We start from the raw sequence: 16,094 nt of genomic DNA on the forward strand, positions 1-16,094 counted from the left end.
ACCCCTCGAGGTAGGAGTAGGTCATGGGCTTCGCAGACAATCTGAAGGGCATCGTCGACAAGGGCAAGGACCTTGCGGCCGAGAACTCGGACAAGATCGACGACGTCGTGGACAAGGCGGGTGACTTCATCGACAACAAGACCGGCGGTAAGTACTCCGACAAGATCGACAAGGTGCAGGAAGCAGCCAAGAAGGCAATTCCGGACAAGTAGGGCATATCGGTTGTCCGATTCCGGCATTCGCTGCCGTCGGTCGCGCCGAAGGGTGCGGCTGACGGCAGAATTGTCGGGGTGGACGGACCGATTCTTCTTCTCGTAGTCATCTTCGCGATCGCCGTCGCCGGTTTCGCCAAGCGTTTGGACCTTCAGGTCCCGCTCGTTCTGGTCACCGTCGGGTCCATCGCGTCGTTCGTCCCCGGCGTTCCGCACGTCGACCTCTCGCCCAACCTGATCCTCGGTGTGGTGCTGCCGCCGCTGCTGTATTCGGCTGCGCTGGATTTCTCGTTCGTCACCTTTCGTCGGAACCTTGGTCAGATCCTCCGGCTCGGACTGGTCATGGTGGTCGTGACGACGCTCGTCGTCGGCTGGTTCGCCAATCTGCTGGTTCCGGAGCTGACGCTCGGTGCGGCCCTGGTGCTCGGTGCCGTCGTCGCGCCACCCGACGCGGTGTCGGCCATCGCCGTCGGCCGCAAGCTCGGCCTGCCCGCCAGGATGATGGCCATCCTCACCGGGGAGAGCCTGGTGAACGACGCGGCCGCATTGACTCTGTTCACTCTGGCCGTGGCGTCGGTGACGGGCAGTCGCATCGAGCTGGGTTCGCCGGTGTTGTTCTTCCTGTACGAAATCGTCGGTGGCGTCCTGGTCGGCCTGGTCCTCTCGCGCATCGTCCGGTTCGTCCGACGGCGCATCGCCGACTCGGCGCTCGAGACGGTGCTCGGTCTCGTGCTGCCGTTCGCGGCGTATCTGGCAGCAGAGGAGATACACGCCTCCGGCGTCCTCGCCGTGGTCACCGCCGGTTTCGTGTTGGGGCGTGTCACCGCAGACGTCTCGGTCACCACGCGAGTCCAGGAACGTCAGGTGTGGCCGACGCTGGACCTACTGCTCGAGGCGTTCGTGTTCGCCTACATGGGTTTACAGCTGAAGTTCGTGATCCGGGAGGTCCAGCGAGAGGGCCTGCCGGTCCATCACGTCTTCGCGTACGCCGTGGTGGTGCTGTTGGTCGTCATGGCCGTACGCCCCGCCTGGATCTTTGCCAATTCCGGTCGAGACACGTTGTTTCGGAAGATCTTTCGACGAGAGGTGTCGGCCGGTAACGGCCTGACGTGGCAGCAGAACATGGTGCTGTCGTGGGCCGGCATGCGCGGAGTGGTGACGCTGGCCGCAGCCGCCGGTGTGCCGTTGACGACCGTGGTGGGGGACGAGTTCCCCGGCCGCGCCGTGATCCAGGCCGTGGCGTTCGTCGTCGCGGTCGGGACGTTGCTGCTGCAGGGCCTGACGCTTCCGCTGCTGATCCGTCGGCTCGACGTCGCCGATCCACTCGAGAAGCAACGCACCGACAATCAGCGATTGCTCTCGCAGGCCATCGCCCGCACTGCCGCCGAGACCTACCTCGAGCGCGCCGCGAAGGACGGTATCGCCGGAGTGGATGGGGAGCGAGTGACCGAAGTGATCGATCGGGTTCGCCGTTCGGTGCGGGCACGGTTGGATGCGGACGAAACCGAGGACCGGGAGAAGCGAATCGCGGCGGCCGGGGCGTTGTTCGATACGTTGCGCCACAATGTGCTGGTCGCACAACGAGCCGCTCTCATCGCCGCCCGCGACTCGGGGGAGTTGGAGGACGAGGCTCTGCGGGCAGTGTTGAATGGTCTGGACGTGGAAGAGGTTGCGGCCGAGGCCCGCATCGAACGACGATCGATGTAGAGAAACGCAATGTAGGAGCGCAGAGACAGTGAGGTCGACCGGGTTGGCGACGACCGCGGCGCTGGTGTTCGCGCTTGCCGCCTGCAGCGCGCCGGTGGCCGAGCCCGTGCCGTCCGCCCCCGCGGCCCTGCCCGCGCCCGAGGGTGACGAGCGCGGATCCATCGTGTCGGCGACGCCGCTGGGCCAGGTCGACATCGGTGTCGCATATCTGGGCGGGACGGCCTCGAAGATCGTGTACCGCACCACCGACGGGCTGACCGGCGGTGGAACGCAGACGTCGGGAACGGTGTTCGTGCCCAAGGGTTCTGCGCCTGCGGGCGGCTGGCCGATCGTCTCGGTGGGGCACGGCACGACCGGCGTCACCGACGAATGCGCACCCTCGTTGTACCCGAATCTTTTGGGCACCATCGGATTGGTGACGCCGTTCCTCGAGCGCGGCACAGTGGTGGTGGTGACGGACTACCAGGGGCTCGGGACGCCGGGAGACCCCGCCTACCTCGACCGAGATGCCGCCGCCTACGACGTCATCGACGCGGTGCGAGCGGCCCGCAACGTGGTTCCCGATGTCGGCACCAGATGGGGCGCGATAGGCACTTCGCAAGGCGGGCAAGCAGTCTGGGCTGCCGCAGAACGCACGGCGGAGTACGGTGACGGCCTGCAATTGGTAGGAGTTGCCGCGCTGTCGCCTGTAGCCGATGTGACGCGGTTCTTCGCATCGGACACCGAACAGACGCTGCCTCGTCAGTTGCTGGTGCCGTTTCTCTACGAGGGCCTCCACGTCACCGATCCGAGCGCCGAGCGCGCGGACTACATCCGCGGCACCTTCGCCGACAACGTGACCGCACTGACGGCGTGCAGCGATCTGCTCGGTTTCTCGAAGGCCGACGCGGGTGCGGTCATCGATCCCGCCGATGCCGTCCCGGCCGACGATCGGGCCGCGAATCGGATGGCGGATTGGCTCGCGGCGGTCGCACTGCCGACGTCGCGGACAGATGTTCCGCTGTTCGTTCTGGTCGGCGAGCGCGACGATCTGATCGACCCGCAGTGGACCCGCGACGCGGTAGCGAAAGCCTGCGGACTCGGCGACGACGTGGAACTGCGCGCAGAACCCGAGCAGGGGCACGCGGACCTGGCCGCCAACGGTATCGGCGTCGACTGGCTCGTCGAACGGTTCCTGAACGTCCCGACCGCGAGCACGTGCGCGCGATGAGGTCCGCACGATGACCGGGGCCCTGGCCTGGCTGGCGATGATCGTGGCGTTGATCGTCACCGTGATCGCGGTCATCAGCCTGCGTGGTCGACGTGATCTGACCACCCCCGAGGAGCGTGCGGTCCATTCCACCCTGCACACTGCATCGCTGGCGGCCACGCCGCTGCGCGACGGTCTCGACACCCGTTCGGCATCGGTCGCTGCGCCGCATCTGCGGGTACTGACCGGAGCGGACGCGCTCGGTGTCTGCGATCCCGACGGTTCCCTGCTGGCGTGGGACGGTCCGTGGGAGGAGCTGACACCGGCGTTCGTGGAGGCGGCGAAGCGGGCGGTGGACGGGCAACGCCGAGTTCTGGTGCGCCTGCCCCTCGGTTCGATCCACTCGGTGAAGGCGTTGGTGGTGCAGCCGTTGGTCGTCGACGATTCGCCGGTGGTGGGGGTGTTGGGTGCGGCTCTGGTGACCGAGCCGGGACCGGGCGTGCTCGGTGCCATCGCCGAGGTGGCGCGCTACGCATGCGGGCAGATCGAGCTCGCCGAACTCGATGCGTCGAGGGCTCGTTTGGACCGCGCCGAGGTGCGGGCGCTCCGGGCGCAGATCAGCCCGCACTTCATCTACAACGCACTGGGCACCATCGCGTCGTTCGTCCGTACCGATCCCGATCGGGCCCGGGAGCTGGTGCTCGAGTTCGCCGATTTCACTCGGTACTCCTTCCGCAACGCCGGCGAGTTCACCGTGCTCGCAGACGAACTCCGCAACATCGACCGGTACCTGACACTCGAGCGTGCGCGCTTCGGTGATTCCCTGCAGGTCTCGTTGCAGGTCGCGCCCGAGGTGTTGGGCGTTGTCCTGCCGTTCCTCGCGCTGCAGCCACTGGTCGAGAACGCAGTCCGCCACGGGCTGGCCGGCAAGGCCGACGGGGGCCGCGTGACGATCGTCGCCGCCGACGAGGGCACCGATGCGGTGATCAGCATCGAGGACGACGGTGTGGGCATGGACCCCGAGGTACTTCGCTCGGGCAGCCTGCACACCGAGGACGCGGCCCATGTCGGACTGGCGAACGTGGACGATCGGCTGCGGGCGGCCTTCGGAAACGATTACGGTCTCGTAGTGGACACCGCACCGGGCGCAGGCACGAAAGTGAGCCTTCGCGTGCCCAAATTCAGGCCGGGTGTGCGGGCATGACGCAGGCCGCAACCGCAGGTGGGCGCGGATTGATCGTGCTCGCAGTCGACGACGAGCGCCCCGCGCTGGACGAGCTCGCCTTCCTGCTGCGCAGCCAGGACGCCGTCGCCGAGGTGCATACCGCGCAGGACGCGACCACCGCACTACGGCAGCTCCAGCAGAGCTCCGGGCAGTCCGTCGTGGATGCGGTGTTCCTCGACATCAACATGCCCGGCCTCGACGGACTCGAGCTGGCCGGGATTCTGTCCGCATTCGCTCGGCCACCGGCCGTCGTGTTCGTCACCGCCCACGACGATCGGGCCCTGGCCGCCTACGATCTGGGTGCCGTCGACTACCTGCTCAAGCCTCTGCGCGAGGATCGGCTCGCCGAGGCCGTGCGGCGCGTCGTTGCCGCCCGACGGACGCCGGCGACGTCCGCCGACACCTCCGCGGACGAGGTGATTCCCGTCGAACTCGGAGGAACGACCACGCTGGTTCACCGGTCCTCGGTCGCGTGGGTGGAAGCCGACGGCGACTACGCCAGATTGCACACCGCCAATGGGTCGCATCTGGTGCGAATACCGATCTCGGCTCTCGAAAGTCGTTGGGCCGATGCAGGATTTCTGCGGGTGCACCGCTCCTACCTGGTCTCGCTGCGGCTGGTGACCGGAATCAGGAGTGTCGGTTCGGGTCTGGTGGTGTGCCTGCGTGGCAGTGGAGATCTGGCCGCATCCGAACTGCCGGTGAGCCGCAGGCACGCCAGAGAACTCAAGGACAGGCTGGTCCGCGGGCCGCTGCAATCGTGGTCGTCACGGTGAGCAGGGGGACGCGGTGAGTCAACCGGATCGCCAGCGCGTCGTACTCTCGCAGCGCCGCGGAGCGCGGATGGTGCGCACCCGCATCGAAGTGCAGGAGCAAACCGAGGTGGGTGACGCTCTGGTCCGCAGTCTCGTGCGTGCCCAACTGTTGTTGTCGGTGCGCCTCGCGGTGGTCACGCTGTCGATACTGTTCGCGATCCCGTTGTCGGGCTTGCTGCTCTCACGTTTCACGGACGTCGCGTGGCTGGGCATCGGAGTGCCGTGGTTGGTGCTGGGGGTGGTCATCTATCCGTTGCTGTTCGTGGTCGGGAGGGCCTACGTGCGCCGAGCCGAGCGCAACGAGGCGGAGTTCGTAGGCTTGGTCGAGGATTAGCCGTCGGTGAACCAGTCCATTCCCGTCGCAACGGTGATCGCGCTGCTCGTGGCAGCTGCCGCCACCGTGGGCATCGGCATCTACGGAGTTCGGTTGGCTCGCACCACCTCGGACTTCCTGGTGGCCTCGCGCACCGTCGGGCCGCGGTGGAACGCCGCCGCCATCAGCGGTGAATACCTCTCTGCTGCATCGTTTCTCGGGGTCGCCGGTCTCATCGCCAAGTACGGGGCCGACGCGCTGTGGTACCCCGTCGGCTTCACCGCGGGTTACCTGGGGCTATTGCTGTTCGTCGCTGCGCCGTTGCGGCGCAGCGGTGCGTACACAGTGCCGGATTTCGTCGAGTTCCGGCTCGGCGCACCATGGTTGCGCACGGTGGCGATGCTGGTGGTGGTGGTCATCTGCGCGCTGTATCTGGTGCCTCAGTTCCAGGGTGCGGGCCTGACCCTGAACATCCTGCTCGGAGTGCCGGGCTGGGTGGGAGCCCTGGCGGTCGGGCTCATCGTCATCGCCAACGTCGTCGGCGGGGGGATGCGCTCGATCACGTTCGTGCAGGCGTTCCAGTACTGGCTCAAGCTCACCGCGATCGCAATTCCGGCGTTGGTGCTGGCCGTGCACTTCTTCGCCGACGATCGGAGCGTCGGCAGCCCGGCACCGCCGACCGTAACCGAGCAGACCGTCGTGGACATCACCACCGACGTTGTGGTTCAGGTCGATTCGCCGATCGTGGTGTCGGTGACCGGAACGTTGGACGAGCAAAGCGCGGACGGACGAGTGAGGCTGGAGGCGGGCGAACATCGGCTCGGATCCGGCACCCTGCTCACCCTCGACGCGGGATCTCCGGTTCCGGTGGTGGCCGGCGCCCCGACCACCGACCGAGCATGGGCGATGCCCGGCGGGGGACTGGGCGGAGCGCATCCGCTGTATCAGGTCTACTCGCTGATCCTGGCGACGTTCCTCGGCACCCTGGGACTGCCGCACGTGCTGGTGCGGTTCTACACCAACCCGGACGGTCGAGCCGCGCGACTCACGTCGTTGACCGTGCTGGCGTTGCTCGGCACGTTCTATCTGTTCCCGACGGTGCTCGGGGTCTTCGCGCGCCTGTACGTACCGCAACTGCTGATCACCGGTGCATCGGACGCCGCGGTTCTGCTCTTGCCCGGCTCCGTGCTGTCCGGAATCCCGGGGCAATTACTCGCCGCTCTCGTGGCCGCCGGTGCCATCGCGGCCTTTCTGTCCACCTCGTCCGGCCTACTGGTCAGCATCGCCGGGGTGCTGAGTACCGACGTGCTCTCGGGCAAGGTGCGGGACTTCCGCGTCGCCGCGGTACTCGCGGGCGCGGTACCTCTCGTCCTGTCGATCGCCGTTGTCTCGCTGGACCTCTCGCGGACCGTCGGGCTCGTCTTCGCCGTCGCCGCATCCACGCTGTGCCCATTGTTGGTGTTGGGCATCTGGTGGCGCGGGCTCACGGCTGCGGGTGCCGCGACCGGAATGCTGTTCGGCGGCGGTATCTCGCTCGTTGCCGCGTCGATCTCCGTCGTCACCCCCATCGCCGACGGTGTCCTCGGCGGGTGGCCGGCAGCGATACTCGGTTATCCGGCGGCGGTCAGCGTTCCCGTCGCCTTCGCTGCGATGATCCTCGTCAGTCTCGCCACCCGAAAAGCGGTGCCGCCCGACGTCTCCCGTATCTTCGCTCGCCTGCACCTGCCCGAAGGCCTCGACATGGGCAAGGACCGCGAGGGAGAGCTGTAGCGAGAACGAGGCCGCTCGACCGCCGTTCTCGACCGCTCGTCGCACACTCCCGCAGCCCGTCGTGTGATCGCCGCCACCCCCTGATGTTGTGACCTGACTCTCACTACTGTTTCCGTCAGCTACAGCTCACACCAACTTCAGGAGTCCAAGGTGACCGCACCGGAAACCAATTCGCCACCGGACGCGCAGGCGTTCGTCGACATGCAGGCCAGTCCGGAGTTCCAGGAACTCCGCCGTCGCCTGCGTAGCTTCGTGTTCCCGATGGCCGGGTTCTTCCTGGTCTGGTACATCGCCTACGTGCTGCTGAGCACCTACGCGGTCGACTTCATGTCGACCAAGGTGTGGGGCAACATCAACGTCGGCCTGCTGCTCGGCCTCGGCCAGTTCGTCACGACGTTCGCCATCACCGGCATCTACGTGAAGTTCGCCAACCGTGAACTCGATCCTCGCGCCGCAGCCCTGCGCGCCGAGATGGAAACTTCCCAGGGAGCCAAGTCGTGATGACACTCGCCCAGGCCGCCGACACCACCGTCGGTGAACCGCTCGTCAACATCGCCATCTTCGGCGCGTTCGTCCTCATCACCATGGCTGTGGTCATTCGCGCCTCGAAGAAGAACGCGACCTCCGCGGAATTCTTCACCGCGGGCGGCGGATTCTCCGGGCCGCAGAACGGCGTCGCCATCGCCGGTGACTACCTCTCTGCAGCAAGCTTTCTCGGTATCGCCGGTGCCATCGCCGTCTACGGCTACGACGGCTTCCTGTACTCCATCGGCTTCCTCGTCGCCTGGCTCGTCGCCCTGTTGCTGGTTGCCGAATTGCTCAGGAACACCGGCAAATTCACCATGGCGGACGTGCTGAGCTTCCGGCTCAAGCAGGGCCCGGTTCGCACCGCGGCCGCTCTGTCCACGCTGACCGTGTCGCTGTTCTACCTGCTGGCGCAGATGGCAGGCGCAGGCGGACTCGTCGCACTTCTGCTCGACATCTCCGACCGCACCGGCCAGTCCATCGTCATCGCCATCGTCGGTGTACTGATGATCGCGTACGTCCTCATCGGCGGCATGAAGGGCACCACGTGGGTGCAGATCATCAAGGCCGTTCTGCTCATCGCCGGTGCCGCGTTCATGACCGTGCTCGTGCTCGCCAAGTTCGGTCTGAACTTCTCCGAGCTGCTCGGCAGCGCGCAGGCGATGGTGTCCAGTTCGGCCGACCCGGTCGTCGGGGCACGTGACGTCATCGAGCCCGGCGCCCAGTACGGCGGCAGCGCCACCTCGAAGATCAACTTCCTCTCGCTCGGTATCGCCCTCGTGCTCGGCACTGCCGGCCTGCCGCACGTGCTCATGCGCTTCTACACGGTGCCCACCGCTAAGGAAGCTCGTCGCAGCGTCGTGTGGGCCATCGCGCTCATCGGTGCGTTCTACCTGTTCACCCTCGTGCTCGGCTACGGTGCCGCAGCGATCGTCGGACCCGACCGCATCCTGGCCTCGGCCGGCGGTCAGAACTCCGCAGCTCCGCTGTTGGCGTTCGAGCTCGGCGGCGTGATTCTGCTGGGCGTCATCTCGGCGGTGGCCTTCGCCACCATCCTCGCCGTGGTCGCCGGATTGACGATCACCGCGTCGGCGTCGTTCGCTCACGACATCTATGCGAGCGTCATCAAGAAGGGCAAGGTCGACGACAAGAAGCAGGTCAAGGTCTCCCGCATCACGGCCGTCGTCATCGGTGTGCTGGCCATCGGCCTCGGCATCCTCGCCAACGGGCAGAACATCGCCTTCCTGGTGGCGCTGGCGTTCGCCGTCGCCGCGGCCGCGAACCTGCCGACCATCCTGTACTCGCTGTTCTGGCGTCGCTTCACCACCACCGGCGCACTGTTCAGCATGTACGGCGGCCTGATCTCGACGATAGTGCTGATCATCTTCTCCCCGGCCGTGTCGGGATCGAAGACGGCAATGCTGCCCGATCTGGACTTCGCCTGGTTCCCGCTGTCCAACCCCGGCATCGTGTCGATTCCCTTGGCCTTCATCCTCGGCATCGTCGGAACGCTGATCTCGAAGGACACCGAGAACACCGACAAGCAGGCCGAAATGGAAGTTCGCTCATTGACCGGTATCGGTGCGGAGAAGGCCAGCGCCCACTGATCCACCGGTAGGACCGTCTCGGAAGTGCCCGTGTGAGCAAGGCCTCACACGGGCATTTTTCGTCCAACGGTTACCATCCCTGCTGTGGCCAAGCTGAAGGTTTCCCTCGACGTCCCACTGTCCCCCGAACAGACGTGGGCGCACGCGTCCGATCTGTCCGGATACGAGCAGTGGCTCTCCATCCACGAAGCGTGGCGCGGTGAGCTGCCCGAGCAGCTGGCCGTCGGCACCACTCTGGACTCCATCGCCAGCGTGAAGGGCATGCGCAACCGGGTGTCCTGGAAAATCGAGTCCTACGATCCGCCCAAGAAGCTCGAGCTGAAGGGCAACGGCAAGGGCGGTGTGAAGATCGGTCTCGACCTGTCGGTGAAGTCCAAGGGCGACGGCTCCGAGATCACGATCGACGTCAACCTGGGCGGTGCACCGCTGTTCGGTCCCATCGGGTCCGGCGTCGCCCGCGCACTCAAGGGCGACATCGAGAACTCGCTGAAAACGTTCGTCAAGATCTACGCCTGACGGTGTAGGAGTGGAGATGCATGCCCGGTAGGCACAGCGCGCCGTCGTCCGCGACGAGCAGCAGAGGGTTCGCCAAGTACGTCGTCGTTGCCGTCGTCCTGCTACTGGTCGTCGCAGGCGGAGTGTTCGTCGCACAGAAGTTCTTCGGCAGCGCGTGCGGCGACGAGTCCGAGTACACGGTGGCCGCGGACCCCTCGATCGCCCCGGTGCTGCAGAAAATCGTCGACGGCACGTCCGCGGAAGACCTGGACTGCGCTCGAATCGCCGTCACTGCGAGCGAGTCGGGTCAGGTGTCTGCTGCGGTGGCCAAGGGTGATGACGCACCCTCGCTGTGGATTCCGGATTCGTCGTTGTGGATCGGGAAGACCGTCCGATCCACTGCCTCGCTGATCGACCTCGCGAGCCAGTCGGTGGCCAGCACTCCGGCGGTGCTGGCTGCGCGCAAGGATGAGGTGCCGTTCTTCGACACCTGGCTCACCGCGCTGAAGCTCGAAGGCCTGCGTATCGGTAATCCCTTGGCCAACACCATCTCCGACGCCGCCATTCTGGGTGCGGTGGCAGAAGCAGGTTCCGACGAGAAGGCTCTCGACTCGGTGTCGACCGCACTGGTCCCCATCGCCCAGGCTCAGGCCGCCACGCGCGGGGAGGCCGATCCCACGACACGCCTGGACGACGTCGTCGCGGGCGGCGGCGTCGCCGTGGTCTCCGAGCAGACCTTCCTGCAGTATCAACGCGACAACGGCGACGCTCTCGGCGCGACGGCACCGCCGACGGGCAGCATCTTCCTGAACTTTCCGTTGGCGGTGACCGAGCCTGCAGACGATCGACACGAGGCCGCCAAGTCCGTCGGAACGGCTCTGGCCGCAGCCATCGAATCCGAGCAGGGTCAGCAGGCGTTGTCCGGGGCCGGCTTCAGATCTGCGGACAATGCCGTGCTGGATTCCGATCGTGGGATCGGGGAGGTTGCGCCCCTGACGATTGCCGATCAGCAGGCCGCCGAGTCGACGCTGAAGCAGTACCAGGTGTTGGCCCTGCCCTCGCGGGCATTGGTGATGGAAGACGTCTCCGGATCGATGAACTACAGCGCGGGTGCGAACTCGCGTATCGCCATGACGGTGCAGGCCAGCGAGACCGGCAACGGACTGTTCCCCGACAACGCGTCGATGGGATTGTGGGCTTTTTCCATCGGACTCGGCGGCGGCAGTCAGGACTACAAGGAACTGGCACCGATCCGGCGGATGGACGAGAAGGTCAACAACACCAGTCAGCGCGAGGTGCTGTTGCAGCAGATTCGAACCCTGCCCTCTTTGGTCGGGGGCGGTACCGGCTTGTACGACACGACGTTGGCCGCGTTCCGCACCGTGCAGGAGGGATACGACCCCGACGCGGTCAACAGCGTCATCATTCTCACCGACGGTGCCAACGAGGATCCCGACAGCATCTCGCTCGACGAGCTGTTGTCGACGCTGCGCGCGGAGCAGGACCCGTCGCGTCCGGTCGTCATCGTCACGATCGGCATCACCGACGACGCCGATGCCGGTGTGCTGCAGCAGATTTCGGCCGCCACCGGTGGCACCAGCTTCGTCGCGCGAAATCCGGCCGAAATCCCGAACGTCTTCGTCAATGCGCTGAGAAGCCGTTCCGGTCGGTGACGGGAGCGGCTATGCTGTGCGCCGCGTGCCTTCCGGTACTTCGGGTAGGCGGCGCAACCGCGGTGCAGGGGCGTGCCGGGGGATCGAAGTAGGGGGCGAAGTCGATGTCTGGACGTCACAGCGGCAGCAGTCGCAGATTCAGTCCTGTCGTGACGTGGGGCGCAGCTGCGCTCGCGGTGGTGGTCGTGTCCGCCGGTGGGTGGTTCGGAGTCCAGGCCGTCCGCGCGTCCGATGCCAATTCGTGCGATTCCCTGGACACCGTCTCGCTCGCGGTCGACGCGTCCATCGCCGAGCCGGTTCGGCAGATCGTCTCGCAGGCCGGCGAGTTCGATCGCGGCTGCGTGAACTTCGACGTCCGCTCCGAGCGTCCCACCGATACCGCAACGGAGATCGCGGGCACCGTGAACCGGCCGGACCTGTGGATTCCGGATTCGACGTTGTGGTTGCTCAAGACTCTCCGCTCGACCGGCGCTCTCCCCGAGTTGGCCAAGACGTCCGTCGCGAACACGGTGCCGGTCCTGATCTCGAAGTCCGACGCCGTGCCGGTCACCGACACCTGGCTCAGTGTGTTGCAACTTCCCGGGCAACGCATCGGCGATCCCCTCACCAGTAGTGCGTCGAATGCGGCGGTACTCGGCGCGCTCGCCGAGTCCGAGGTCGCGATCTCCGATGCCAAGGCCGTATCCGCGGCTCTGGTGCCCATGGCCCAGGACTTCGGGCGCATTGCCGACGCGCCGCACGACACCCCCGATCTCGTCGCCCAGGTGGCTACCGAAGGTGGTACCAGCGTGGCCACCGAGCAGGCGTTGCTCGCCTACGAGGCGGACAACCCGGGCGCGAGTCTCACCGAGTCGGTTCCGCCGACCGGCAGCTACTTTCTCAACTACCCGTTGGCAGTGACCGCTCCGGCCGGGCCCGACTACGACCGAGTCAAGAAGGCCGGAGCGGCCCTGGCCTCGGTTCTGGCCACGCAGTCGGCCACCGACACGCTGGTGGCGGCCGGCTTCCGAACTGCGAGTGGCACTCCGTTGCCCGACGGCAAGGGCGTCGGATCCGTTGCGTCGTTGGAGATCAAGAACCCACTCTCGATCGAGACGACACTGCGAGATTGGGCCGTGCTGGCCCTGCCGCTGCGCACCCTCGTGGTCGAGGACGTATCGGGCTCGATGGCCGCGAAGTCGGGTGATTCGACGCGCATCGCGTTGACCGTCGACGCATCGGTCGGTGCCAACGATCTCTTCAGCGACCAGACTCAGATGGGGTTGTGGGCCTTCTCCATCGGACTCGGTGGCGGAAAGCAGGACTACCGAGAACTGGTGCCGCTCGGGCCGGTGAGCAACACGTTCGACGGCAAGCCGCAGCGCCAGGCCATCCTCGATTCCATCCGGGGCCTTCCTGCTCTCGTCGGAGGCGGAACCGGGCTGTACGACACGACGCTGGCCGCATTCCGGCGGGTCAAGGAGGGCTACGACCCCGACTACGTCAACAGCGTCATCATTCTGACCGACGGATCCAACGACGACGACGGCAGTATCACCCTCGATCAGCTGCTGGCAACGCTGCAGAAGGAGCAGGATCCGGTGCGGCCCATCGTCATCGTCACCGTCGGCGTCACCAGTGACGCAGATCCGGTTGCGCTGCAACAAATTTCCGCGGTGACGGGTGGAACGAGTTATGTAGCGGAGGATCCGCGCGATATCCCCGACGTGTTCGTCAAGGCACTGAACTCGCGCACCGAGCGCCTCGCGGGCGAGTAGTTCAGCCCCACAGGAAGCTGATCGCGATCGCTGCGGCGCACGCGAGGGTCACCACGGTCAGCGCCACCGCGTCCGAGGCCTTGAAGCGCGAGTCGGTGGCGGTGATCATCCCGGTGCCGCCGCGAGCAGTGATGGCCGTGCCCATCTCGTCGGCTCGTCTGATGGCCACCGACATGACGGTCGTGACGATGTCGACCAGTGAATTGTCCGAGGCACTGTTGACGACGGGCTTGGGGCGAAGGCGTCGGGCCGCGTTGAGGGTGCGCATCTCCTCGATCAACAAGGGCAGCGACCGCAGGCTCAACGCGACGGCGATCGCCCACTCGTCGACCGGCAACTTCAGCTTCTTCAACGGTGCACCCAGCTTGGACACCGCAGGCGCGATGTCGCTCATCGAGGTGGTCCAACCGATCATCATCGAGGCACCGAGCAGTACGAACACGAACAGCGTCGCCCGCAGGTACACCAACACTGCTGCTCCGCCGATCGGCACATTGAGCAGCGCACCGAAGCCGAACAGTGCCCAGATCCACCACGGTGGCCGCGGCAGTGCGGTGATCGGAACGTGCGCAATGATCGCGGCGATAAGCAACAGGCCGAACACGATTCCGAGCGCGGGCCACGTCGGTGCCACCACGAGAGTGACGCTCAGTAGCAGCACGACGACGAGCTTGGTGCCGGCCCACAGACGGTGGATCGGCGAAACTCGAGGAACTCGACGCAGTACGACGGTGGTCACGAGGGCACGCTCCCCAGGATCGAATCGGAGACGATGTGGCCGTCGGACATCGTGATGGTGCGGCTGCAGACCGCGTCCATGCCGTCCACATCGTGCGAGATCACCACGATTGCGACGCCCCGTTCCCGCAGTCCGGCGAGGACGCCGATGATGTCGTCGCGTCCAGGGGGATCGAGGCCGGCCAGCGGCTCGTCGAGAACCAGCATGCGGGGCCGGCGCGCGATGAGACCGGCCAGTACGACGCGTCGCATCTGGCCGCCGCTGAGCGAGTCGATTTCGCGGGCCGCGAGCGATCTGTCGAGGCCGACCGCATCCATGGCGGCCGAGACTGTGGCAGAACCGGTTTCGGGGCCGGCTGCCGCAGCGATGTCCTCGGACACGGTGCGACGCTGCAACTGCAGACGCGAATGTTGGAACGCGAGTCCGATATCGCCCACCCGTGTGGTCATGGCCTTGCCGTCGAGCTGCGCGGTGCCCTTCGTCGGGCCGGTGAGCCCGGCCATGATCCAGGCGAGAGTGGACTTACCCGAGCCGTTTCCGCCGAGAATCAGAACTCCTTCACCGCGCTTGACGGTGATGTCGATCCCGTTCAGCGCCATCTGCGCCCAGGGAGTGCGGCGGTTGTAGGTGTGCTTCACACCGGCCACTTCGAGCAAACGCTGGCTCGAATTGTCGTGCAGCACAGCGGGATACGCGGCGTTGGGTTGCATCCAGGTGGAGTCGTGCTGTACCTGGTATCCCTCGTGCAGATGCACGACGCGATCTGCGGCAACGGTTTCCGAGACATGATGGGTGACGAGAACGACCGACATTCCGTGTCTGCGAGGCAGTTCGGCGAGGAGCGAGACCAGATGTTCGCGGCCGTCCGCGTCGATCATGGCCGTTGCCTCGTCGGCGATGAGCAGGGCGGGCCTGCGGGCCAATGCTGCGGCAACGGCGAGCCGCTGCATTTCGCCGCCGGACAGTGACGCGGTATCGCGGTCACCCATTCCGCCGAGGCCAACCTCGTCGAGTAATGCCTCGACGTCGGGACGGGAATCGCCGGGCGGTAGGCCCCACACCACGTCGTCGGCGACGCGAGTGCCGAGGATCTGGCTCTCGGGTCGTTGCAGGACCATGGCGGTGCCGCCGTAACGGCCGAGGCCGGTGGCACCGGGCCGCTCGACGACACCGTCCGAGGGTTCCAGGCCGGCCAGGATTCTCGTCAGGGTCGATTTGCCGGAGCCGTTGTGACCGACGATCACCGTGAATTCACCCGGTTCGATGCGCAGGTCGACGCCGGTCAAGGCCGATGTGGCCGAACCCGGGTATCGATATCCGACCGAGCCGAGCGTGACCGGCAGCGGTCCGATCTCCTCGTCGGCGGTGCTCGAGGCCAGAGCTTCGGGGGTGGGGATGGTGGAGAGACGATCCAGGATGGCAGTGAGAATCAGCCATGCGAACAGTGTTCCGGTGACGATGCCGAAGGCGATCGAACCGCCCACCCACCACCACCAGTTGTCCAGCACGGCGGTGGAGCTGCTGCGCAGTACGTCGGCGGCACCCTGCAACGCCGACGTGCGCTCGAGCAGCCGCGACACTCCCTCCAGGGTGTTGCGGAGGGTGTCGAGGAACAAGGTGCGCAGCGGAGCGAGGATCAGCAGCAGTACCACCATCAGGGCTCCGAGCGCAGGCCCGACGACCAGCGAGGTGACCATCACGCCGAACAGTCCCTGCTTCTTGCGCTTCGCCCGGCCCACCAGGCCTCCCAGCAGGGCCGCGGTGGCCACGGTGAGAGCCGTCTGGGTGCCGGCAGCCACGAATCCCACGAGGGTGCCCGCGACCGCAGCGGTGAGAAGAGCACGCGTGCGATAACGCAGGGCGACCACCGACATGGGGATGGCCGCAACGACCTGAAGAATCGTGGCCATCGGTACGAGCACACCGATCACCGTCAACGCGACCGTGAAGCTGCTCATGACCGCGGCGGTCGCCAATTCCTGAGGACCGAGGGGCACCGACTTCGGGGTGCGAGAAGAACTGACGGTCACCGCTCCAGTGTGCCAGGCCGACTGAGGCACACTGTCT

14 protein-coding genes are annotated in these 16,094 nt (G+C 66.3%); 12 read left to right on the forward strand and 2 right to left on the reverse strand.

The genetic code is table 11. The annotated features are described in order from the left end of the window. Window positions 1-23: 23 nt before the first annotated feature. The 12 genes from ACFI9K_RS15990 (at window position 24) to ACFI9K_RS16045 (ending at window position 13,288) form a co-directional block, all read left to right on the forward strand. Window positions 24-212, forward strand: a complete 189-nt coding sequence (locus tag ACFI9K_RS15990; protein ID WP_462664407.1) for an antitoxin — start codon at window positions 24-26, stop codon at window positions 210-212. Window positions 213-290: 78 nt separating this feature from the next. Continuing rightward, a complete protein-coding gene (locus ACFI9K_RS15995; RefSeq protein ID WP_462664408.1) occupies window positions 291-1,919 on the forward strand; it encodes a Na+/H+ antiporter in 1,629 nt (542 codons plus the stop codon). 28 nt (window positions 1,920-1,947) lie between these two features. Next, window positions 1,948-3,129: an alpha/beta hydrolase family protein gene (locus ACFI9K_RS16000; RefSeq protein ID WP_462664409.1), complete on the forward strand. Its 1,182-nt coding sequence runs from the start codon at window positions 1,948-1,950 to the stop codon at window positions 3,127-3,129. Between the two features lie 10 nt (window positions 3,130-3,139). Further along, window positions 3,140-4,312, forward strand: a complete 1,173-nt coding sequence (locus ACFI9K_RS16005) for a sensor histidine kinase (RefSeq protein WP_462664410.1) — start codon at window positions 3,140-3,142, stop codon at window positions 4,310-4,312. Next, entirely contained in the window at window positions 4,309-5,109 is an 801-nt protein-coding gene (locus ACFI9K_RS16010) for a LytR/AlgR family response regulator transcription factor (protein WP_462664411.1), read from the forward strand. The genes ACFI9K_RS16005 and ACFI9K_RS16010 overlap by 4 nt, the downstream gene beginning before the upstream one ends. Window positions 5,110-5,176: 67 nt before the next feature. Beyond that, a complete protein-coding gene (locus tag ACFI9K_RS16015; protein ID WP_462664466.1) occupies window positions 5,177-5,482 on the forward strand; it encodes a hypothetical protein in 306 nt (101 codons plus the stop codon). Between the two features lie 6 nt (window positions 5,483-5,488). Beyond that, a complete protein-coding gene (locus tag ACFI9K_RS16020) occupies window positions 5,489-7,231 on the forward strand; it encodes a sodium/solute symporter (RefSeq protein ID WP_462664412.1) in 1,743 nt (580 codons plus the stop codon). Between the two features lie 201 nt (window positions 7,232-7,432). Next, the gene (locus ACFI9K_RS16025; RefSeq protein ID WP_462664467.1) at window positions 7,433-7,732 is read left to right on the forward strand and encodes a DUF485 domain-containing protein; all 300 of its coding nucleotides are present in this window, start codon (window positions 7,433-7,435) and stop codon (window positions 7,730-7,732) included. Then, window positions 7,732-9,363: a solute symporter family protein gene (locus tag ACFI9K_RS16030; protein ID WP_462664413.1), complete on the forward strand. Its 1,632-nt coding sequence runs from the start codon at window positions 7,732-7,734 to the stop codon at window positions 9,361-9,363. The genes ACFI9K_RS16025 and ACFI9K_RS16030 overlap by 1 nt, the downstream gene beginning before the upstream one ends. Before the next feature lie 84 nt (window positions 9,364-9,447). After that, complete coding sequence (locus tag ACFI9K_RS16035; RefSeq protein ID WP_462664414.1) at window positions 9,448-9,879, forward strand: type II toxin-antitoxin system Rv0910 family toxin; 432 nt, start codon at window positions 9,448-9,450, stop codon at window positions 9,877-9,879. A gap of 20 nt (window positions 9,880-9,899) precedes the next feature. Further along, window positions 9,900-11,531 (forward strand): VWA domain-containing protein, encoded by a 1,632-nt coding sequence (locus tag ACFI9K_RS16040; RefSeq protein WP_462664415.1) that lies wholly within the window; start codon window positions 9,900-9,902, stop codon window positions 11,529-11,531. A gap of 149 nt (window positions 11,532-11,680) precedes the next feature. Further along, on the forward strand, window positions 11,681-13,288 hold the full coding sequence (locus ACFI9K_RS16045; protein ID WP_462664416.1) for a VWA domain-containing protein: 1,608 nt from the start codon (window positions 11,681-11,683) through the stop codon (window positions 13,286-13,288). Window position 13,289: 1 nt separating this feature from the next. Here ACFI9K_RS16045 and ACFI9K_RS16050 read toward each other — a convergent pair whose 3' ends face one another. Both ACFI9K_RS16050 and ACFI9K_RS16055 read right to left on the reverse strand, forming a co-directional pair. Next, window positions 13,290-14,027 (reverse strand): energy-coupling factor transporter transmembrane component T family protein, encoded by a 738-nt coding sequence (locus ACFI9K_RS16050; RefSeq protein ID WP_462664417.1) that lies wholly within the window; start codon window positions 14,025-14,027, stop codon window positions 13,290-13,292. Continuing rightward, complete coding sequence (locus ACFI9K_RS16055) at window positions 14,024-16,057, reverse strand: ATP-binding cassette domain-containing protein (protein WP_462664418.1); 2,034 nt, start codon at window positions 16,055-16,057, stop codon at window positions 14,024-14,026. The genes ACFI9K_RS16050 and ACFI9K_RS16055 overlap by 4 nt, the downstream gene beginning before the upstream one ends. Between the last annotated feature and the right edge of the window lie 37 nt (window positions 16,058-16,094).

It is taken from the genome of Rhodococcus sp. PSi06, from assembly GCF_054960675.1.